The organism is Synergistales bacterium (assembly GCA_021736445.1).
GTDB lineage: Bacteria > Synergistota > Synergistia > Synergistales > Aminiphilaceae > JAIPGA01.
On sequence record JAIPGA010000037.1, the window covers coordinates 1 to 20,428 of the forward strand.

Annotated in this window: 17 protein-coding genes; all 17 read right to left on the minus strand. The window is 68.1% G+C overall.

Annotated elements, in window-relative coordinates; genetic code table 11:
- Positions 1–337, minus strand: a 337-nt coding sequence (locus K9L28_06870) for a hypothetical protein (GenBank protein ID MCF7936043.1), incomplete at its 3' end; no start/stop codon positions are given.
- 101 nt (positions 338–438) lie between these two features.
- Entirely contained in the window at positions 439–1,194 is a 756-nt protein-coding gene (gene cas6, locus K9L28_06875; GenBank protein ID MCF7936044.1) for a CRISPR-associated endoribonuclease Cas6, read from the minus strand.
- Between the two features lie 719 nt (positions 1,195–1,913).
- Positions 1,914–2,303, minus strand: coding sequence for an Hpt domain-containing protein (locus K9L28_06880; GenBank protein MCF7936045.1), 390 nt, complete (start codon positions 2,301–2,303; stop codon positions 1,914–1,916).
- The gene (locus K9L28_06885) at positions 2,227–5,061 is read right to left on the minus strand and encodes a PAS domain-containing protein (protein ID MCF7936046.1); all 2,835 of its coding nucleotides are present in this window, start codon (positions 5,059–5,061) and stop codon (positions 2,227–2,229) included. The genes K9L28_06880 and K9L28_06885 overlap by 77 nt, the downstream gene beginning before the upstream one ends.
- 831 nt (positions 5,062–5,892) lie before the next feature.
- Positions 5,893–7,143, minus strand: coding sequence for a hypothetical protein (locus K9L28_06890; protein ID MCF7936047.1), 1,251 nt, complete (start codon positions 7,141–7,143; stop codon positions 5,893–5,895).
- A 483-nt stretch (positions 7,144–7,626) separates the two neighbouring features.
- Entirely contained in the window at positions 7,627–9,255 is a 1,629-nt protein-coding gene (locus K9L28_06895; GenBank protein MCF7936048.1) for a C1 family peptidase, read from the minus strand.
- 157 nt (positions 9,256–9,412) lie between these two features.
- Complete coding sequence (locus K9L28_06900) at positions 9,413–9,610, minus strand: hypothetical protein (protein MCF7936049.1); 198 nt, start codon at positions 9,608–9,610, stop codon at positions 9,413–9,415.
- Between the two features lie 48 nt (positions 9,611–9,658).
- The gene (locus tag K9L28_06905) at positions 9,659–10,099 is read right to left on the minus strand and encodes a hypothetical protein (protein ID MCF7936050.1); all 441 of its coding nucleotides are present in this window, start codon (positions 10,097–10,099) and stop codon (positions 9,659–9,661) included.
- Between the two features lie 130 nt (positions 10,100–10,229).
- On the minus strand, positions 10,230–11,315 hold the full coding sequence (gene cmr6 / locus K9L28_06910; GenBank protein MCF7936051.1) for a type III-B CRISPR module RAMP protein Cmr6: 1,086 nt from the start codon (positions 11,313–11,315) through the stop codon (positions 10,230–10,232).
- Positions 11,308–11,688 (minus strand): type III-B CRISPR module-associated protein Cmr5, encoded by a 381-nt coding sequence (locus K9L28_06915; GenBank protein MCF7936052.1) that lies wholly within the window; start codon positions 11,686–11,688, stop codon positions 11,308–11,310. Before K9L28_06915 ends, cmr6 begins: the two co-directional genes overlap by 8 nt.
- Complete coding sequence (gene cmr4, locus K9L28_06920) at positions 11,667–12,608, minus strand: type III-B CRISPR module RAMP protein Cmr4 (protein ID MCF7936053.1); 942 nt, start codon at positions 12,606–12,608, stop codon at positions 11,667–11,669. Before cmr4 ends, K9L28_06915 begins: the two co-directional genes overlap by 22 nt.
- A 16-nt stretch (positions 12,609–12,624) precedes the next feature.
- A complete protein-coding gene (gene cmr3, locus K9L28_06925) occupies positions 12,625–13,818 on the minus strand; it encodes a type III-B CRISPR module-associated protein Cmr3 (protein MCF7936054.1) in 1,194 nt (397 codons plus the stop codon).
- Positions 13,819–15,633 (minus strand): type III-B CRISPR-associated protein Cas10/Cmr2, encoded by a 1,815-nt coding sequence (gene cas10, locus K9L28_06930; GenBank protein MCF7936055.1) that lies wholly within the window; start codon positions 15,631–15,633, stop codon positions 13,819–13,821. It lies immediately after the preceding gene.
- On the minus strand, positions 15,630–16,943 hold the full coding sequence (gene cmr1, locus K9L28_06935; protein MCF7936056.1) for a type III-B CRISPR module RAMP protein Cmr1: 1,314 nt from the start codon (positions 16,941–16,943) through the stop codon (positions 15,630–15,632). Before cmr1 ends, cas10 begins: the two co-directional genes overlap by 4 nt.
- Before the next feature lie 119 nt (positions 16,944–17,062).
- The gene (locus tag K9L28_06940) at positions 17,063–18,448 is read right to left on the minus strand and encodes a sigma 54-interacting transcriptional regulator (protein MCF7936057.1); all 1,386 of its coding nucleotides are present in this window, start codon (positions 18,446–18,448) and stop codon (positions 17,063–17,065) included.
- A complete protein-coding gene (locus K9L28_06945; GenBank protein ID MCF7936058.1) occupies positions 18,445–19,392 on the minus strand; it encodes a hypothetical protein in 948 nt (315 codons plus the stop codon). Before K9L28_06945 ends, K9L28_06940 begins: the two co-directional genes overlap by 4 nt.
- Positions 19,385–20,428: hypothetical protein (locus K9L28_06950; GenBank protein ID MCF7936059.1), on the minus strand; the 1,044-nt coding region annotated here is incomplete at its 5' end. The genes K9L28_06950 and K9L28_06945, both read right to left, overlap by 8 nt.

Genomic DNA, 20,428 nt, shown 5'->3' on the forward strand with positions numbered 1-20,428 from the left:
TGTCCCTGCTCCCTCCCTTGCCTAGTCTGTAGACCGGCGCGAAGCTCCAGCCGGTGTTCGACCCCGTGCGGTCCTTGAACAGCAGCTGTTCCTTACGCCTCTCCGGCTCCTCCACGCCGCCCAGGTAGTCCATCACGTCCATCTTGCCGACGCCCCGCACGCGGAGCGTTCCTCCCTCTTCCTCCGCATCCAGCCACACACGGATGATCCGCCCCTGCAGGCTGGATGAAGAAAGAGCCAGGGGGTATTCGAGAAAGGCGCTCTCATCGCCGAGCGGCGAGTCGCTTCTGCCTTTTTCGTACTCCCCCAGGGCCTCCACGGCGCTCAAAAAACCCATGGCGTCCCTCCTTTCTGTCGGTTGCCTCTCGCCCGTCTCCCGGACGGGCGGCGCTGGCCTTCGTCTCTCCCGGACGGCGGCGTCTGCGGTCTGCGAAACCGCTATCCCGCGCCGTCCAGGGCGATACAGCCCCAGCCGGCGGAGTTCTTGGCCCCCAGCCCGGCGTCCAGGGCGACCTGCAGCATCCTCTGCGGCCCCCGCAGGCGGAACCGTCCCTGCCAGCCGAGAATCTTGTGGCTGTCGCCGGCCTGAAAACGGTTGTGCTTGGGCCGGAACCTCCCCACCGGCTCCAGGGTGACGCGGCTCTCCGCAAAGTCCTCCTCCGGGAAGACCAGGCTGCTCTTGCGGCGCAGGTTCTCCTGCACCTGCCCCAGAAAGGGCTCCTCGTCGGGGGCGTGGTAGATGGTCCGCTTTCGCCCCTCTTCCCTGGCCTCGGTGGTGTAGCAGGTGATCGGGGAGAGCGTCCGGATGGTGATCTCGCTCCCCTCCGCTTTCGGCGCGCTGCTCTCCACATGGGAGCAGGTCACCTCGTTGTTGCCGAGCCGGAGCGTCCTGGGCTCCAGGAGCCCCTGGGCCGCCCCCAGCAGGATCTCCTTGCGGGGTGAGGAGATCACCAGCTCAAGGGGCGAACGGAAACTCACGGCGTCCCCGCTGGGCTTCGGCGCTCCCTTGCCGCGCAGCCAGGAAAAGGCGAACAGCTTGAAGCGCCGCCGCTCGTAGGGAAACCCCGTCTCGTGCAGCGGCCCGGCGATCTGCTCGGGCAACACCTGGTAGATCAGCCCCTGGATGATGGAGAGATTCGCCCGGGGCAGACGGACCGCCCCGCTTGGCGATTCGAGAAACAGTCGAATACGCATGGCATCCTCCTCACGTTCAAACCAAACTGTCAGATATGTATACTAACCATTGCCCTCATATTGTTGCTCACACTATACCACACCATCACAATCGCAGAAGATGCTCATCGACACAAAAGAGCCGACCGATACCGCGCCAGGCGGCAACGCCCCCGGCCCTACTCTCTTTTATGTCCTTTCGGTTATTTTGGCGGCAGGCGTGGAAAAGGCCCTGTACGCCGGAAGGGGATTGGGAAGATGCGTCCTTCCATGCCGGATGCCCAACGCCTGAAACGAAAAGGTCTGTCGGGATCCCGGTGCTTCAAAGCGGCTCTGTTTTGACGTGTCCGCAATCGCGAGACGGCACGGGTTCTTTCCTTTAGGGGAACTCTTGACACAGATGTTCACAGTAAGCATGAAGGCGGCAACCCAACGCAGATGAGGTGGATCTCCGCCCTGATTGCCTGCTACAGGTGGGCCCCAGGCCCCGCGCATCCCCCCTTTCGTCCCGCAACCCCATGCCGCCACAGCCGGGAGGCCCGCTATGCATCGTATACAATACTACACAATTTGATGCTATTAATATTGCACTTACACTCTATCACGTTTTGCGTCGCGGCGGCAATCTGTCTCCACGACGCCGCAGCCGGCCCATGCCGGGCCGGCTGCCTGCGTGCTCTCCTGGGCGGCCCCCGCGGGGGGCCTGCTTCTTTATATGACCTTTTGGTTCCTCCGGGGGGTTACTCCGCCACGGGGGCGGTGCCGTCCCAGCTGTCGAGCCGGCAGAGCAGCTCCTGCAGCTGGGTCTGCAGGGTGGGCAGGAGGGCGCGGATCCGGGCGGTGTCGCCGGCGCGGCCGGCCTCCTGGGCCTCCAGGGCGGTGGTCTGCATGCGGGCGCCGCCGATGGTGACGGCGATGCCCTTGAGGGAGTGGGCCTTCCGCCCGGCTTCCTCGGCATCCCCGGCGTCCAGGGCGCGCTGCAGCTCCCGGAGGCGGGCGGGGGCGTCCTCGCGGAAGATATCGATGATGTCCAGGGCGGTCTGGGTGTCGCCCTCAAGACGCTGGAGAAAGCCGGGGAGGTCCCAGATGGGGGGGCTGGTCGTCGGGCGGAGCGGTCTCGTTTCGGGCACCGCCGTTTTCCTCTCCCCGGGGAGGCGCGCCGGCGCCGGGGTGCTCTCCGGGCAGCCACTTTTCCAGCACCTGGGCCAGGGAGCGGGGCGTGACGGGTTTGGCGAGGTAGTCGTCCATGCCGGCGTCGAGGCAGCGACGCCGGTCGCCCTGCAGGGCGTAGGCGGTCATGGCGATGATGGGGATCTCCGGGGGGTTGCACTGGATGCCGGCGCTGCCGCGGCGGATTGACCGGGTGGCCTGCAGGCCGTCCATGATGGGCATCTGCACGTCCATCAGCACCAGGTCGTAGGGCTTCCGCCGCAGGGCCTTGAGGGCTTCCTCGCCGTTGGCGGCGATGTCGGTCTGCCGGCCGAGTTTGTCCAGCATGCTCTGGAGCACCGCCTGGTTGGTGCTGTTGTCCTCGGCCAGGAGGATGCGCCCCTCCGGCAGGCCCGGCGCGGGGGGCTTTTCGGGTTCCTCGGCGGGGGCGGCGTCGCCGGAGAGGGCGGTGCCGAGGGCGCGGCGGTGTTCCTCCAGGCGTACGGGCTTGCTGAGGGTGGCGTCGATGAGCCCTTCATCGCGGAGGCGGCGGGTGACGGTTCCCGCTCCCCGCCAGCCGCGGGCTTCGGCGCCCAGGGGGACGAGCAGGACGATGCGCAGGTCCGACAGGCGCCGGTCGGCGCGGATGGCCCGGACCAGCCCCTCGCTCGCTGCGGGGTTCGTGGTGTCCACCACGGCCAGCCGGAAGGGCGCTTCGGCCTCGGCGAGGATCTCCAGGGCGTCCGGAACGGCCGCGGCGACGGGCTCCATGGCCCAGCGTTCGGCGCGGTCGCTGAAGAGCCGCCGCTGGGTGGCATTGTCGGAGGCCACCAGGATCCGCAGGCCGGCCAGCTCCGGCGGCGGGGTCTCCTCTGCGGCGCCGGGCTGCTTGTCCAGCCGCAGCACAAACCAGAAGAACGATCCCTCGCCGGGGGTGCTCTCCACGCCGATCCACCCGCCCATCAGCTCCACCAGCTGCCGCGAGATGGCCAGCCCCAGGCCGGAGCCGCTGCGGGTCGTGCCGGCGGGCCTCCCCACCTGGTTGAAGGCCTCGAAGAGCCGCTCCTGCTCCTCCGAGGGGATACCGCAGCCGGTGTCGGCCACGGTGAAGAGCAGCTCCACCTGCCCCTCACTCTCCCGCCTGGCCTCGGCGCCGACGGTCACCTGGCCCTCATCGGTGCATTTGACGGCGTTGCCGACGAGGTTGGTGAGCACCTGCCGCAGCAGCCCGGGATCGCCCCTGAGCATGGTGGGGCAGTCGGCGCGGGGCGAGCAGAGCAGCTCCAGGCCCTTCTCGTGGGCCTCCAGGGCCAGGGTGGCGGCCATCTCGTCCATGGTTTCCCGCAGGTTGAAATCCGCCGCATCCAGGGCAAACCGGCCGGCCTCGATCTTGGAGAGGTCCAGGATGTCGTTGATGATGTGGAGGAGCGACTCGCCGCTGGCGCGGACGATCTCGGCGTAGCGGCGCTGCTCGCCGGAGAGCGGCGAATCCAGCAGCAGGCCCGCCATGCCGATGACGCCGTTGAGGGGGGTGCGGATCTCGTGGCTCATGGCGGCCAGGAATTCGCTTTTGGCCTTATTGGCGGCCCGGGCGGCCTCCTCGTCGGCGCGCAGCCTCTCGGTGGTGCGGGTGTGTTCGGTGATGTCGGTGGCCAGGATGGTGACGCCCCGCACCTGGCCGTCCTCGCCGATCACCGGCGACACGGTCCGCTGGAAGACCCGTCCGTCGGGCATGCGGCGCCGGGCCTGGACGGTCTCCCGCTTCTCCATGGCCAGCCGGGCCGGGCAGTCGGGGCAGGGCTCGTCTCTGCCCAGGATGGCCCGGTAGCAGCTGCGCCCCTCCACGGGGGCGGGGATGCCCAGGAGGGTTCCCACGGCCTTGCTGGCTACCTGGATGGTGAGGCTGCCGTCCAGGAGCACCACGATGCCGTCCAGGCTCTGCACGGTGTCGGCAAAGAGCTTGCGGGACTCCCGGAGGCGCTGTTCGGCCTCCTTGCGGGCGGTGATGTCCACGGCGAAGCCCACGATGCCGATGACGGCGCCGGTCTCGTCGGTGAGGGGGATCTTGTCGGTGTGCACCCACAGGAAGCCGGTGGGGGTGTGGAAGGGCTCCTCTATCCCCCGCTTGGGAACCCCCGACGCCATGACCTCCCGGTTGTCGCGCTGGTACCGGCGGACCTCCTCGGGCGGGTAGAGGTCGTAGAGGGACCGGCCGTTGATATCCTCGGGGGCGCATCGGTGGCGCTCGGCGAAGGGGCGGTTGACCCGGATGAACCGGCCTTCCCTGTCGAGCCAGAAGACCATGGCGGGGATGGTGTTGAGGATGGATTCGTGCTTGTCCATGAAGGTGCGGAGGGTGTCCTCCGTCCGCCGGTGGCGGGTGATGTCCTGCATGATGCCCAGGGTGCGTTCCGGCCGGCCCTGGGCATCGAAGACGGTGCTGCAGCGGGAGCGCATCCAGAGGGTGTCGCCGATCCGGTGCTCCGTCTCGCAGGGCTCGGCGGTCTCGCGGGAGCGCCGCCACATGGCGGCCACCTGTTCCCTGTCCCGGGGGTGCACGGCCTCCAGAAAGCCCTGAAGGGTGTCGCCCAGCTCTTCCGGCGGGATCCCGAAGATGGCGGCGGTGTCCACGCCCCACCGCAGTGTGCCGTCCCGGTGGCGGTACTCCCAGCAGCCGATACGGGCCAGGCTGCAGTACTGGTGCAGGTCGATACCGTTGCTGCCGCTGGAGCCGCTCATCCGATCACCCCGGGTTCTGTTCTCCGGCCCGCGCCGCGGCCCGGACATTTTTTGCCGCACAGGCGGGGACGACATCCCCGCCGTTGTCACTCAGCATTGTATGTCGTCGCCGCAGGAGGGTCAACGCACCGGCGCGCTGCGCAGGGAAACGAAGGGGGCCGGGCACAGTTCAGACGGCGCCCCACAGGGAACGCCGCCTCTATGATAGGGAGCCGATAGGGCTCTTATGAACCTTCCTGCCGCCCGCCGCTCTGCTCTCTGCCGGATTGCCCCCGTCCTTCTGCGGCTCCGGCCGGGAGGGACGCGACGGCCCGGGGAAAGACCCGCGGGAGCGCACCGGCACTACAGGGGGATCCCCATGGGGCAGAGCGCCCCGAGGATCAGCAGGCCGAGCAGGATCGCCGCCCCCAGACCGGCCACACAACAGCAACGCCCGAACATCCGTACAGCCTGATACATCCGCACCACCTCCGCAGCTTCCTCCCCGGCCCCGACATTCCGGGGCCCGGCGTCACCCGGCAGCCGTTCCCCAAGGTTTCACTGGCCTCTTCTTTAAGTATCGGAGAAAATACCACCCCGACAACCGCAACATTCAGCCCACAGAACCGCCCATGCATGGGCATTTTGGCTCAGTCTGCATGACTCAAATCACTCATTTGGTCCGGACAGCAGGCAGAGGCGGCGACGGAGGCCGGCGGTTCGGGAGAGACGGGGCACAGGGTCAGCGCCGAAAGGTGCCCCGTTCGTGCACAGGCCGGCCCCGCAGCGTTCCAAAACCAACGGCCGGGCGATAGGCCCGGCCGCATGGCGTTGGCATCGTCGAAGGCGCGGCTACCGCCGGAGGAGCAGCAGTGCCGGCAGGAACAGCAGCGGCGCAAGGAGCGAAAGACCGATGCTGCAGCCGCTGAAGACGTTGTCGCTGTCATCGTCGGAGGTACCGGAACCGTCGTCAGAGGGACTTTCGGTGGGCGCAGCCGTGGGAGATCCGGTGGGTGCGGCGGTCGGAACAGCGGTGGGTGCAGGCGTTGGCGCGGCCGAGGGAACAGCCGTGGGCGCAGGCGTGACGACCTCGCCGCCGTTGCCGTACTTCTCCACGCAGTGCTTGCCGAAACCTTCTGTTACATAGATATTGCCCGCTCCGTCGACCGTGACGTCGTGATACATATACATGCGGAAGTCCCTCATATCAAGATCGCTGCACTTGATTCGGGTCACCACATTTCCCGAAGGATCGATCTTCAGAACACCTTGATACGCCCCACGTTCACTCGAATACATGCTTATGGCATAGAGATAGCCGTTGTCGTCAGCCTCCATACCGTACATAGGCAAACCAAGTGTTTCCATAGAAGCGGATGAGAATACCCACCGGCCCAGCTGTGTCCCCGAGCCAGTGTACTTCATAATCCGGAACTCGGGCGCATTGATATTGATCGCGTTGCCCAGTACCATCACATAGATATTACCCATTCCGTCCACTGCCATTCCGTAAGGAAGAAAATTGGTTTCGGTATCGTCCAAACGGATGTCCCACTTGGTGATGAAGTTCCCCGAGGTATCGAACTTCTGGATCCTGAAGCCCCCAATGTCGTTGACATAAACAAAGCCTCCGTGGACCTCGACATCCGCGGCTACCTTGAACTGCCCGTCGCCAATCCCCTGGGACCCCCAGGCGGTAATGAAGTTTCCCGAGGTGTCGAACTTCTGGATCCGGTCGTTGCCGCTGTCCGCCACATAGACATAGCCGTCTTCCACAGCGATGCCCATTGGGCCCGAGAACTGTCCGTTGCCACTGCCTGACGTCCCCCACTTGGTAATAAAATTGCCCGAAGAGTCAAACTTCTGGATCCGGTAGTTGCCGCTGTCCACTACATAAACATGGCCTGCCTCGTCGGTCGCGATACCCGCAGGTACACTGAACTGCCCGTCGGCCACACCGAGTTTGCCCCACTCGGTGACAAAGCTGTAGGAATCGGACGCCATGCAGGGCGTCGCCGCCAGCCCCAGAAGCACCACCACAACAAGGGCCAACCGTCCAAAATTCTGCAAATCCGGAATCCTCCATCGATATTCACCAAACATACCTACGCACTCCCTTCCCTACCGGGATATCTGCGGCGTTACCGCCGCATTCCGCCAAACCGGCCCGCAGCTTTGGCACTGCACCCGGCGACCTCTGGATCCCCGGTCGCCGAGGATCCACCTCGCGCTTCAAATAGCCGGCAACCTATCTTCCATGGTTTGAATATACCAAAACTCGAAACCCCATGCCAGGATACAACAAACTGTCTCTTTTTTGCAAAATGTATACGATAAAGTCCTGCATCCCTGTTGCGTCAGGCCATGTCACCGTTGCGCAGCATAACCACCTGCTGCCCGGGAGTCCTCACCCACCGGTGAAAGGGCTTCCCGAAACCCCCGGTGCAGTGCAACACACCAGCCGGCGTCCCTTCACCCTTCCGCCGTTCCGATGCACCGGCAACAATACAGCGGGGCAGCGACGCCCCGTGCGCCGCCACCCCGCAACAGTTGTGGTTCTCTGCAGATTTCCATTGTGTGCCGCCGCTAGCGACGGCGGGCAAGGAGCATCAGCGGCAGCAGGAGAGCCAGGACTGCCGGGGCGTATCCCAGGCTGCAGCCGCCTCCGCCGCCGGAACCGGCCGGGGCCGGTGCGTCGGTGGGATCGGGTTCTGTGGTGGGTTCGGGGGCAGGTGCCTCGGTGGGTTCGGGCGCTGTAGTGGGTTCCGGTTCCGGGGCCTCGGTGGGCTCCGGTGTGGGAGCGGCGAACTGCAGGGTGCCGGTGACGGTGCCCAGGTCGGGAACGGCGCTGCCGTCGGGCAGGTTGAAGGCCTTGGTCGCTCCGGTGGTTGTGTCGACGTACTCCGCCCGCGTAATGGTGCCGGAGTGGCCGGCGAGGTGGTCGGAGACGGCGAGCACCAGCTGGTCGGCGTTGTCGGGGACCACCTTCGTGAGGTCGATGACGGCGCGGATGTCGGGCCGGTTGTCGGCGTTGATCTCGCCACCGTGCATAGAGGACATGATGTAGGGCGAGTAGAGACCGACCATCTCGTTGTTGGCCTCGATGCGCACGTCCAGGTCGCCCCGATAGGGGTGGTCTACGGTGATGACGGCGTACTGCTCCGGTGTGTAGTCGGGCAGGTCGTAGAGTGGGTAGGCTTCCAGGGAGTGGTTCTGCAGGAAGTCGTAGGTGACGAAGATATCACCGCCGAAGCCCCAGTCGGTGTCCCAGGAGTTGCGCAGGTAGAAAGCGCCGCCGCCTTCCACCTCCGGCGCGTCCTTGTAGCCGGCGATCATGATGGCGTGGCCGCCTGCATATTCGTTTACCCAGTCCAGCGGCCCCCTATAGTAAAAGCCTTCAGCCACGTTCGTGAGCTGATTGAAGCTGGTGTAGACATTGATCCCGGCAATGACGGGAATGCCCTCGGCAAGGAGCTCCTTCACCGTCTGCAGCTCCGTATCGGTAACCGGATTCACACCCGGCGCCAGAGAACTCCCCTGCACGTTTCTGTCCACGTAGATGTAGTCCCTCGTTCCCGCCCGCTGGGGAAGGCCCGTGAGCTGGGTCTCGATAGAGGGCAGTGCCGCCGTGTTGCCCGGATCAAAGACACTTTCAAAGGCGCAGCCGTTGGTGATGGTGATAAAAATGGGATCGATCAGGCTGAGGAGCCCTTGATCCTTGAATGCGTTGGACTGGTTGTAGATATACTCGGAGCTCCCTATGTCCGCCGGGTTCGCCGTCGGCGTTCTGTTCCCCTCCCTGAAATGCCAGTAGGAGACACCGTAATGCCCCAGTGAAAAGGCGGCGCAGTCGTTGAACTGCTGCGCCCCCACGGGAGGCATGTAGTCCAGAAGGTCCGCCGTTCCCGGGACGCTCCGGCCGCTCTGCTCCCGGAGTCCCCTGAGGTCCGAAGAAGTGAGCCTGGTAAAGCCGAGCGCCTCGGCCTCCTCCCGGGTGGTCCGCTGCAGCCCGCAGGGAAAGCGCTCCCGGAAGGCCGCAAGCTCTTCCGACGTCATGGAGCAGGAGGCAAGCGCATCAGGAGAGGTCGGTACCAACTCCGGCAGCGCCGCCCGGGCGGGGCAGACCGCGCCGAGCATGAGAAGCCCCAGCAGGATCGCGAGGCCCAGCCCCGCCACCGAGATGATCTGTCCGCAGTGTTTCATGGTGCGTTCCAATCAATCCACCTCCGTTGGTGTTTGGTTCCGCCGGATGGCACCCGGCGTCAGGTGTTTGGGGTACCGCTCTCGTCTCCGGCCGCTATTGTTGGCTGCGGCGCATCACCTCCTTCAGTCTGGGAACCGGCGCAGGCATCCGCTCCCGGCGGGGGGCGTTTCACACCAGCCAGTCCAGGGTTGCGGCGGGGGCCTCCTCCGGGGAGCCGCCGCGGAGGCCATGGATGGTGGAGAGCCGTTTGTAGGCGCCGTCGCCGCTGGGGAGCGTCTCGGTCATCCGCTGCAGGTTCCGCCGCGTCCTCCGGCGCAGGCTCCGCTTGTCGCGGATGCCCACGTAGAGCTTCTGCCGCTGTGCCATGCAATCCCTCCTCGGTGGTCTTGCCCTCGTCGGCGCGGGGCCGGGGGCTCACTCTCCTCTATGGACTTTGGGTTCCCGGGGCTGTCCGGACGCCCTCCCGCCGACGGGCGGGATGAGCCAGTCGCCGTCTTCCGCGGCGGGGACAAAGGCCTCGTGCCGGAAGGTGTAGGTGGTCTGCAGGCTTCCGTCTTCCTGGAGGGCCTCGGTGGCCACCCGGCGGCTGAAGGAATAGAGGGGGCGGACGCCCCAGCGCCGCAGGGCGCGTTCCAGGGGGGCCATCAGATAGGGGGCGCCCCCGATGAGCGCCGTGTCGGCCCGCTGCTCGCGGGCGCACTGGGCCAGTTCGGCGGCCCGCATCCGCAGATTCTCCGCCGTGGGGGGACGGTGGAAGGTCAGCAGCGCCACCACCAAAGCCTTGTTGGCGGGTTCCACCACTCCCTCGGCGGTCTGCTCCGCTGTGGCGGTGTGGCGGGTGAGATTGACGATCACAGGCACACCCCTTTCCAGTAAGAAAGAGAGGCCCGCAGGCCTCTCTTCGGCGTGATCTATGGGCTTCTCTGTGGTGTTCTCGCGCTGCCGCGGCGGGTCGGCACCTCTTCCCCGGTACAGGCAGAGCGGTCTAGCTGTTGTCGTAGTAGGGCTGGAAGGAGATGGTGAGCAGGTTGTCGGCGATTTGCACCAGCCGCACCGGCACCATGTCACCCTTCTTCAGATCCCTGGGCTTCCCCTCGCCCTCGGGGAGGTCGATGTTCCACGCCTCGGTCTCCCCCTGGACCTTGAACTGGGGGTTGCCCTTCTTGTTCACCTTGATGCAGGGAATCTCCAGGGTGTCGCCCTCCCTGTAGCTGCCGCCGTTGATGGTGACGCTGCGCTGCGCCTTCTCCACCTCCACATCCACCTTCAGCTCGCCGCGGCCGTAGCCGCTGGAGGTCTTGCCGCCGATGCCCCATTCCGCCACCGCCTGGGCGAGCAGATCGAAGGCCAGCTGGGCCCACTCGTCGGCCTCGGGGTCGTCGCAGCTCACAGCGGTGAGGAAGTTCCCCTGCACGGCAAGGAAGGCCACCGGGTTGGGGCTGTCGCTGTCCGCAGGGGCGCCCTCCCGGCCGCCGGAGCTGTAGTAGCCGGGGTGGTGGGGCGTCATGACGTCGGGGCGGAGGCCGCTGTCCTGCTTGCCGCCGGTGGGGGTCAGCCAGGCGTCGTGGAAGGTGATGTGCCCGGCGTCGTCGGTGTCGCCGAAGAGGATTCTGTGGTAGTCGCCGCCCATGCGGAACCGGGCGGCCTCCTCGTCGGCCTCCTTGTCTCCGGCCCTGCCCCAGACGGTGTGGCAGTAGTGGGCCGCCAGCCCCTTGAGGGCGCTCCCGGGGATGAAGGGCACGCCGTAGGTGTGGTGGAGGGTCAGGCCAGCCTCCAGGACGTTCTCGCCGCCCAGGCCGATGACCATCCGCCCCTCCTGGATGTGCAGATTGCCGTAGAGCGCGCTCTGGGACTGCAGCGCCTCCTTCCACCGCTCGAAGGCGTCGGCGTAGAGGCCGCCCCGGCTGGCGGCCGCAGCCTTCCGGGCGGCGGCGTAGAGCTTCTGTCGCTCCTCGGGGTGCCCTTCGTCCTTGTAGGGCTCGCGGAGATAGCGCTGGAGCAGCAGTCCGGCGTGCTCCGCCTTCCCGCGGTCGACGCCCTGCAGCGCGCTGCGGCAGGCCGGGCTAGTCATGGGGATCGTTCCCCCGTTCCTTGCCCAGGGCCTCGGTCTGCCGCTTGATCCAGCTCGCCGCGGCCAGGGCGTCCCGGCTGAGCCGCAGATAGTCGGTCATCCCGGCGGTCCGGCTCTCCTCCACCAGATCCCCGGCGTCCTTCTCCCGGCCGAGGACCGCCGCCAGCGCCTCCACCACATCGTCGCGGCCCTTGGCCCGGGCGAAGGCCAGCGCCTGGGCCAGGCCGCAGCTGTGGATCACCGAGGGGAAGGACTTGGCGAAGATGCTGAAGTCCTCCCCTCCCCGGGGGCCGTCGGCGATCCTCGAGACGTAGCTCCAGGAGCGCTCGGCAAACCGCTGGTTCCGCGTGGTCACCTGCTTGCTTGTCGCCATGGGTCCACCTCCTCGTCAAAGAGCAGCCGCACGTTGCCGCGGCCCACGGTGGCCTTGCCGCCTACCTGGAGGGCATGGGCGCCGCTGCAGTAGTCCTCCAGGAGCTGCTCCGGCGTGGCCGTTCCGCCGCCCCAGACGCGGTCGCACCAGACGAACCCCGCCAGCAGCGCCTCGGCGGGCAGGGACTCCTCGTACCAGAGGGCGCCCCGCTGGACGGTCTTGGTCTTCTCGTCGATCCGGATGCGGGCGTCCACCTGGGTGCCTGTCTCGGTGAGGAAGGCGAAGACGTCGTCGTGGACCACGGCGAAGCGCCTGCCGAAGGCCTCCCGCCAGTTTTTGTTCCCGTCGCCGGGGAAGAAGAGCCCCGCCAGCAGCTCCGACCACCGTCCAACGGGCTCGTCCTCCCTGGCTCTCCTGACGTCCAGGTCCAGGTCTTCCAGGTAGACGGTGTTCTCCGCGGCCAGCGCCGATCCCTCGTTCACCAGCACCTGTCTGGCGGGGTCGTCGCCGGTGAAGGCCGGCAGTTCGCGGCACTCCCTGCCCGTCTGTTCGCAGTCCCGGGCGAAGCGGGCCAGCGCCAGCGGCGAGGTGACCCAGGCGAAGGTGCCGTAGAGGCTCCGTGTGGGCAGTGCTACCAGCCGGGCGTCGGTGAAGACCAGCGAACCGCTGTTGGCGGCGTCCTCCCCGGCCAGGCCGAAGGCGACGCCCAGCATCCTGCCCTTCTCGCTCCTGCGGGCCTCGTCGGTGGCGCCGTAGTTGTCGGCGATGACGCCCTTCACCGACGAACCGGGGACAAAGGGCCAGTTGGTCACCTTCTCGCGCATGATGGGCAGATCGATATAGCCGACCCCCCGTCCCGCCCCGACGTGCAGCGGGGAGAGGGTGTGCATCCCGTAGAGTTTCGCCTGTTTCGCTTCCATTAACAGATTCCTCCCTTCACCAGATGCCCCAGAGGGCGAGACCGAAACCGTCCAGCGCGTCCTGCGGTTCGTCGGAGACCGGTTCGAGCCAGCGCGGAGCCAGCTCCTCGGCGGACCCCTGTTCCACGTCGAAGAAGTAGACGCTCCCGGCGGGGACCGCCCGCCTGGCGGGCTTGGGGCCGGGGCGCCTGCCGCCGCTTCTGTCGTAGCTCCATCCCGAGTGGTAGCGCCCGCGCCCCACTGCGGCGGCGCGGAGCCGCACCCGCACCCCCGTGCCGGGGACGACGCCCCGCAGCTGGCTGTCGAGCCATCCCGGCTTCCAGCCGCCGGTGAAGAGCGCGTCGGTGGCCAGGACCATCCGCACCTGTTCCGCCCCCCGCAACGCCGCGCGGATCTCCCCGGGACAGTCCCAGGGGGCGGCGTCGCTTGAGGCCACCCGCACGGTCCGCCGTTCGCCGCCCAGCGTGGCCAGACGGTCCGGCTTCGCCGCCAGGGCATCCCCGAAGGGCCCCCCGCCGGGGCGCACCCGGAGGAGGATGGAGAGCGCCGTCTCATCGGCGCCGTCCCGCAGGGCGAAGTCGCAGGCCGAGGTGGAAAAGAGCAGCCCTTCGTCGGCGCTGCCCCTGGCCGGGTCGATGCAGACATGGGTCCGCTCGTCGGTGGGCAGCGTGGTGATCCACTCGGGGTGGTCATCCTCGCCGTCGGCCGGGTAGTCGGCACGGAAGTCGCCGCTCCCGGCGAGCCAGGAGGCTATCCTCTTGCGGCTCCAGAAGGGCGGCGGCGTGCCGGGCTTGAAGTCGCCGGCCTCCTCGGGGAGGAGCAGCGGCTCCAGTTCCCCGGGGAGATCCGTGCCCCCGCCGTCCGCCGGTTTCTCCGGGCGCAGGGGGTAGTGGGCTGTGGGGGCGCCGTCCGCCCCGGCGTCGCCTGTGGCGGTGAAGTCCAGCGGCGCGGGGAAAAAGAGTTTCCCCCGCCGGAAGGGCAGCGGGCCGGAGACCTCCAGGGCGAGCAGCCTCTCGATGACGGCGCTCTCCCGGAAGTCCACCCCGGCGAGCTTGCCCAGCAGGCTGCGCACCGCACCGGTGGTCTGCGACGGCGGCGGCCAGGTCCTGGTGCGCGCCCTGGTGGCCTCGCCGGCGTTGAAGGGCCGTCCGTCGCGGAAGATCAGGGGATCCCGCGGGGAGATCCGGAGGGTTGCCTCCTGTCCGCTCATCTACGCATCCTCCTTTCGGCGGCGCCGCTCCGCCAGACGCTTTGCTTCGGCGATCTGCCGGGCCACCAGAAGCTCCTCGGCGAAGTCCGCCAGCGCTTCGGGGGAGTCCACAGGGGCGTCCCTCCCCGTGCAGATCCTCTCGATGTCGTCGTCGCCGAGACGGAGCTCGCCCTTGACCTTGCGGGAGAGCACCAGCCGGAGGTCGGCGCGGATGGCCTTCTCCAGGCCTTCCGTCTCCGTCCAGTTTCTGAAGTGCCCGGCCCGCCGGCGCAGCTCGTAGGGGAGCTTATTGCTCCGCTCCCCCTCCAGAAAGTGGCCCACCCACTCCTGCAGCCGATCGATACGCGGATCGGTCCACTGGGCGCGGAAGGTGGTGGGCGCGTTGCCCCTGGACCGGACCACCACGGCCAGGCCGTTGCGCTGCTCCTTCTCCGGCAGCTTCTTGCCCTTGGCCAGGCTCTCCGCCTTGCGGCCGAAGTCCAGGAGATCCTCCAGATCCTCCAGACAGTGGGCGATGGAGATCCCCGCCGAGAGGGTCGGTGCGGCGTTGCTGCCTTTGGCCACAGGCTCCATGATGTCGGCAAACCGCTTGCGCAGCTTGTCGGCGCAGTCCACTGCCTGGTCCACCGGGAGGAAGGCCAGGACGTCGTCGCCGCCGGTGTAGACGGCCACTCCGTTGTGCTTCTTTATTTCTTTTCTGGCCTCTATAGCAAACCTCGACAATTCCCCGGAAAACTCTCGGTGGTCATGGGGTGTCTCTTTTTCGCTCAACAGGGCGCCCATATGGTCGCCGTCGGCCGCCAGCACGGCCAGGTAGGGGAAGGGCTCGCCGTAGCTGCGGATCAGCCGGTCCACCAGGGCGGGCACGCCTTCCAGCGCTTTGTTCAGGGCCTCCCCGTCGCCGCCGGGGCGCTCGCCTGTGCTCTCTTCCACCATCTGGGCGTGCCGGGTGGGAAAGAGCACCGTCCCCTCGTAGGGGAAGATCTCGAAGGGCCCGCCGGGGACCCGGCTCAGCATCTCGCCGGGGATCCGCCCGCAGGCTGTGGAGAGCTCCTCCAGATCACCCTCCCTGATGCCGCGGATCCAGGGGTCGGCGGCCACGCGGCTCACCGAGGGGAACCGCACCCTGCCGCCGGCCAGACGCTTGACCAGCCCCACGGCGTCGAGCTCCTCGCCCGCCTTGAGGCGCATGCGGCCCCGGATCGTCCCGGTGTCGCGCTTCAGCCCGCCGCCCAGTCTGTCCCGGGGGGACTGCAGCACGCTCTCCCTTCCGCCGTCCAGGGAGGATTTGTGGATGCCGGCACTCCCCAGGTGGGGGCGGAAGTCCCGGCAGGCCTTGCGGCCGGCAAGGAGGCGCATCACCCGCTTCCGGGCCGCCTGGTAGCCGGTGCCGTTCAGGGGTGTCCAGGCGGCGTAGAACTCGATGACGTCTTCCACCTGCCGGTCCCAGCGGCTGGCGGCCACGGCGCCGCCGGCGATCTGCCGCGCCTGGTCGGCGAAGTCCCGCCAGCGTCTCTCCGCGGCCTTCCGGGCAGCGTCGCGGACATCCTCCACCTTCGTGTTCCCCCGAATCTCGGCGAGGATCACATTGGCCACCGAGAGCGTGTCTTCTTCCTTCGGGTCGGCCGGACGGAGCTCTTTATCGCCGGCAGCGGGGAAGATCAGTTCGGCGCCGGCCTCGGAAGCGCCAAGGGCGGCCGCCTTGGCCACCTCCGAGAGCAGATAGGAGCCGAACCAGAGGTCCCGGGTGCGCCGGGCGGCGGCGATGAACTCCTGCACCGGCCCGATGGAAAGCGCCAGCAGCGCGCCGCTCATGATCCCACCTCCCTGTAGCCCGACTCTTCAAGGAAACGGACAAAGCCCTCCAGGGCGGAACCCCGCTTGGAGTGGCCCTGCAGCGGCGAGTCGGGATAGTCGGCGAAGCGCGGGTGGATAACGTCGTGCTCGTCCACGTCGCGGGCTCGCCCGGTCCCCTCCAGACGGATGCCTTCGGGGAGCCCCGGCGTCGCCAGCTGAACGACCATGGGCAGGGCCTTCTCGCCGCCCCGGCAGACCAGCGGCCGGACGACCAGCGGACTGGCCATGCGGCCGGCGTTTCTGCCCTCTGCGTCACCGTTGTCGGTAGGCGGCGCCAGGGTGGTGTCGCCGGGATCGCCATGTTTCTCATCCTTGAAGTGGAAGATGATGGGCATGCCGAAGGCCGCCCGGGGGAAGCCCCACTGGGGCATGTGGTCCCGCGGATCGTGGCCGCCGGAATGGCTCCTCGCGGCGCGGCGGATGCTGTCCGGCTCGGGCCACCTGGAGCGCCCCGGGCGTTTCCCCTGCCCCGGGTTGCGCCCAAGCCCCACGCCCTGGCGGAAGTGCCTGAGCCGCCCCAGGGCCTGGTCCCAGGCGTTGAGGGTGGCGGCGCTCCGGTCGCCCACCCAGAGACCGGCGGCGACCAGCGGCCAGGGTCTGCCCCCCTCCACCGCCAGCGGACGGCCCAGATGGCGTTCCACCCAGGAGGCGAGCTGCGCGGGGTCTGTGGTGTCGGGGGGCGCGAAGTTCTCACAGTAGAGGGCGCCGCAGCCGCGGCGGGTCCGCGCGCCCAGTCCGCCGAGGTTGCACCAGGCCCAGAGCGCCCGATGGACGTCGTTTCTGTGCTTCCTGTGGTACTCCAGCTCCAGCTGGAAGGCCACGCCGGTGCGGCAGTTCTGCTGTTTGTTCTCGATAAAGGGGAAGAGGGCGTAGGGGAGCGACCGGTGCTCGCCGGTGAGCTGCTCGATGGACTGGTCGCTCCCTTTGCCTTCCAGACGCACCCGCACGGCCACATCGCTGGGGTGTCCGTCCGGCCCGTCTTCCTCCCTGGTTTCGCCGGGGCCGGTGAGTCCGCCCCAGATATCCCGTTCTTTCCTGAAGAGCTCATCCGCCGTGGCGCACTCCGCCCCGGCGGTAGCCCGCCACCAGAAGCGCAGCCGGCCCCGCACCGTGGTGCCCCGCACGGGCGTCACCGGGTCCACCACACCGGTCTGCACGCCGCCGAACATGGGCGTCACCACCCTGCAGCGGCAGCTGCAGCGTTCGCGTCCGCTCCGCTGCGCCGCCTCGGGCGCAGAGGGCGCCGCCGTCTCGATCCTTCGCGCCATTCCGTCACCTCCCTGGATGATCGCGGTGCGGCTGCACCGCTTCCCCAACCCTCTCCGGACACCGCCGGGCGGCCTCCGGAGCCTCACATACCATATTCACCTTTCGGTTCTCTTTGCCGCTAGAGACTCTGCAGATGCCGCAGCAGGAGGGTCGTCCGTCCTTCCCGGGCCGCCGTCTGGACCGAGGCCCGCAGCACCGCCCGGAGCTCCCGGAAGTTGCCCGGGTAGTCCCGGCGCTCCAGCGCCCCGATGGCGTCCAGGGAGATGCTGCGCACCACCGGTTCTCCCTCCTTGCGGGGGTTCACCGCCTCGTCCTGGAGGGCCAGGCTGATGAGCAGCCGCATGTCCTCGGTGCGCTTCCGCAGAGGCGGGATCTCGATCTGGTGGTCGAAGCGGTGGTAGAGGTCGGCCCGAAACTCCGGCCGCCCCTGGCGGACCCACTCTCTGAGCGGCCGGTTGGTGGTGGCCAAAAGCAGCACCGGCGACGGGATCCCCTCGGGGGGGCCGCCCATCCTGCGCACCCGGCCGGTGTCCATGTAGGAGAGCAGCCGGGTCTGGTGCCGCAGGTCCATGTCGCCGATCTCGTCGAGAAAGACCGCCCCGCCCCGGGAGCTCTCCAAAAGACCCGGCCGGTCCTCCCTGGCGTCGGTGAAGGCCCCCCGGACATTGCCGAAGAGCTCCACATCGATCATCTCCTTGCCCACCGCGGAGATGTTGAAGGGGGACATGCGCACCTTCCCAAGGAGCGAACGCTTGATCCACTGGGCCACCAGCGTCTTGCCCACGCCGCTCTCCCCCAGGATCAGCACGCCGGGCACCCCCGCCCCGTCGTAGGTGCCGGACTGCCAAAGGCCCTCGAAGAACCAGCTGTAGCTCCGGCGGAGATCCTGGATGGCCGACTTCACCTGGAAGAGGAGCTCCTTCATGGAAGGGTCGCTGAAGAGGCTGAAGAGCGAGGGGGTGGCCTGTTCCGGGTCGGCGGCGTCCAGGTGGGCCTTCCAGTGGATCTCCTTGACGAAGGCCTCCTCCGGCAGGGTGGCCCGGTAGAAGCGCCGCAGCGACTCCTTCAGCGCCGCCTCGAAGGCGGCCGTCTCGTCGCTGTCGGGCCGCCGCCCCTGAGCGCCGAAGAGGTGCTCCGCCCGGAAGATCCCGCAGAGCCGGTAGTGGGGCGCCTCGCAGACCCGGCCGACCTCGTCGTCCCAGCGGTTGCCCGGCAGCACCAGGATGAGATCCACCGGGTCGCCGCCGGCGAAACGACTGCCCTGCTTCAAGGCCGTCCTGGGGGTGGCCGCCACCAGCTGCGGCGGGGGGTCGCCCAGCTGGGGCAGACCGTACCGCACCGGGGTGCCCCCCTCCGCGAGGACCCCGGCGAGGTCGCGGAACTCCGGCCGCCGCCAGTTGCCTGTCTCGGCCAGACGCTCCACCGTCTCCGCAACGCAACGCTCCATGGCCTCCGCCAGCGCCTCGTCACCGCCGCCCAGCACCGACACCGCAAAAGCGCTCACCGCCCCTCACCTCCGTTGTCCTGCCCGACTCTCCGTTCCGCCTCGGGTTTCCATGTCTCGTAGAAGGTCTTCTTCTTCACCGATCCGGCTCCCATAGCATCCAGGGGCGGGGCTTTCAGGCCGCAGACCTCCCGGAGCACATCGCCGATGAGGCGGCGGAAAGCGTTGTACCGGCCGACGATCTCCTCCTTGTGCTTGCTCCAGAAGCTGGATTTCTGCACGTCCTTCCACTGGAGGCCCAGCTCCCCCAGCATCCAGTCGAGCCAGCGCACCTCCAGCCACCGCGGCAGCGTGGGGGCGCCCCGGGAAGCCATGAGGGTATCCAGATAGATGTAGGGGAAGGCCGAGGTGTCGCCCACCCCGGAGGGCTCCCCGGGAGGCAGCGCCAGCACCTTGCCCTCGAGCTTCCCGTAGAGGCCGGACCTGGTGAGGAATTTCTGCTCCCCGGCGGCTCCGTACAGCATTCTGGAGTTCAGCAGCTCCCGGGCGTTCTCGGGATGCACCACGGCGAAGACCGGATGGAGTTCCGGCTTCAGCCGCCGCACCAGCCGCTCCACAACGCTCCGGAAGAGCTCCATATCCTCGGTGGCGAAGTCCAGCTGCCGTCCCGACAGCGACCAGAGGATGGCCCCACGGCGCCACAGCCAGACCACCTCCAGCCCGGAGGCGATACTCTCCGGGGGGACAAAGAAAGGGCTCGCCCTTTCGACGGCCATCTGCAGGCCTTCGTCCTCCCCCTCCTGGAGCCGCACCGATTCGTCGTCGGCGGGGTCCATCTCCTCGTCCGTCCCGGGATCCTGCCCGTCGAGGTCACTGTCCTCATCCGCCCGTTTTTGGCGATTTTCATCCAGTTCCTCCACGCTCTTCCTGCCGCGCCTCTTCGTTGTCTGCTGCTGCTGCGTCTGCTGCTTCTGGCCCTGTCTCTGTCCCGCGCCGCTAGCCATGGTCTCTCTCCTTTCCGCTCCGGTTCAGAAGCACCCGGCTTTTCAGTCCCGCCGCGCTCTCCCGGGCCGGGATGCTGCGCAGCACCCCCTGGAAGGACTCGTAGGAGGCCACCTCCAGCCAGGCGTGCTGCATCTCCGCCGGGACGGTGCGCTCCAGCTTCCCTCCAGGGGCGTCCAGCGCCGTCTTGACGGCCAGCTCGAAGTGGACCAGGCTCTGGGGCAGCTCGCCGAAGGGCCGCTCGCCGCCCTCCTCCGAGAGGATGGCCGACAGCTCCCGCAGACCGCGGAGGGCACACTCCTCATAGGGCGCCTTCGCACCCCGCAAGGGTTTGCCCCAGACCAGCAGCTCCCGCAGCTCCCGCACGCGGTCCCGCTCCGACCCGGTGCCGCCCACCTGGTGGAAGCGCCGCATAGCCAGCTGGGTGCCCCGCTCGCCGATGGCCTGGGCGGCGGTGAGCCCCACCGGCGCGCCCTCCGGCACCAGTTCCGGGGCTGCGCCCCAGATCGGCCGTCCCGCCAGGTCGGCGCCCATGCAGCGGCGGCAGACCCGTCCCGGCCCGGCGGCACAGGTCAGGGGCGACCGGAGGGCCAGGGCGCCGTCATGTTCGGCCAGATGAACCCGAAGGATCTCAGGCGGATCGCCCCGGCCCTCCCAGTAGGCCGCCAGAGCCTCGCAGTCGCCGTCGGTCAGCGGACGGTCGCCCCCAACCGGCACCCGGCCTGCGGCCAGGCGTTTGAGGATATCGTCCTCCGGCTTCTCTGCAGAGAGCGAGCCGAAGAGTGCCAGAGGCGGATCCGCCGTGGTATCCCCCAGCGCGGCCACCCAGAGCCGCCCTCCGCTGCAGGTGACCGACAGGCCCCGTTCGGTCCCGCAGTCGTCACCCTCGGCGAGGGTGTTGTACATCCCTTCGGCCAGCTGCCGGGAGAGGTAGCCCGACTCGGCCACCGCCAGCTTCTTGGAGGCCATGGACTCCCGGGAGGCGTAGCTGTAGCGGAAGAGCTCGTCGTCGCTCAGGCCGTCCCAGAGATTCCCGTC

Bases quoted from the DNA above. Each gene is read 5' to 3' on its own strand.
- cmr6 (MCF7936051.1), bottom strand. From the start codon at position 11,315: ATGACTAGCCCGGCCTGCCGCAGCGCGCTGCAGGGCGTCGACCGCGGG.
- cas6 (MCF7936044.1), bottom strand. From the start codon at position 1,194: ATGCGTATTCGACTGTTTCTCGAATCGCCAAGCGGGGCGGTCCGTCTG.
- K9L28_06945 (MCF7936058.1), bottom strand. From the start codon at position 19,392: ATGGCTAGCGGCGCGGGACAGAGACAGGGCCAGAAGCAGCAGACGCAG.
- K9L28_06890 (MCF7936047.1), bottom strand. From the start codon at position 7,143: ATGTTTGGTGAATATCGATGGAGGATTCCGGATTTGCAGAATTTTGGA.
- cas10 (MCF7936055.1), bottom strand. From the start codon at position 15,633: ATGAGCGGCGCGCTGCTGGCGCTTTCCATCGGGCCGGTGCAGGAGTTC.
- K9L28_06900 (MCF7936049.1), bottom strand. From the start codon at position 9,610: ATGGCACAGCGGCAGAAGCTCTACGTGGGCATCCGCGACAAGCGGAGC.
- K9L28_06915 (MCF7936052.1), bottom strand. From the start codon at position 11,688: ATGGCGACAAGCAAGCAGGTGACCACGCGGAACCAGCGGTTTGCCGAG.
- cmr4 (MCF7936053.1), bottom strand. From the start codon at position 12,608: ATGGAAGCGAAACAGGCGAAACTCTACGGGATGCACACCCTCTCCCCG.
- K9L28_06885 (MCF7936046.1), bottom strand. From the start codon at position 5,061: ATGAGCGGCTCCAGCGGCAGCAACGGTATCGACCTGCACCAGTACTGC.
- cmr1 (MCF7936056.1), bottom strand. From the start codon at position 16,943: ATGGCGCGAAGGATCGAGACGGCGGCGCCCTCTGCGCCCGAGGCGGCG.
- cmr3 (MCF7936054.1), bottom strand. From the start codon at position 13,818: ATGAGCGGACAGGAGGCAACCCTCCGGATCTCCCCGCGGGATCCCCTG.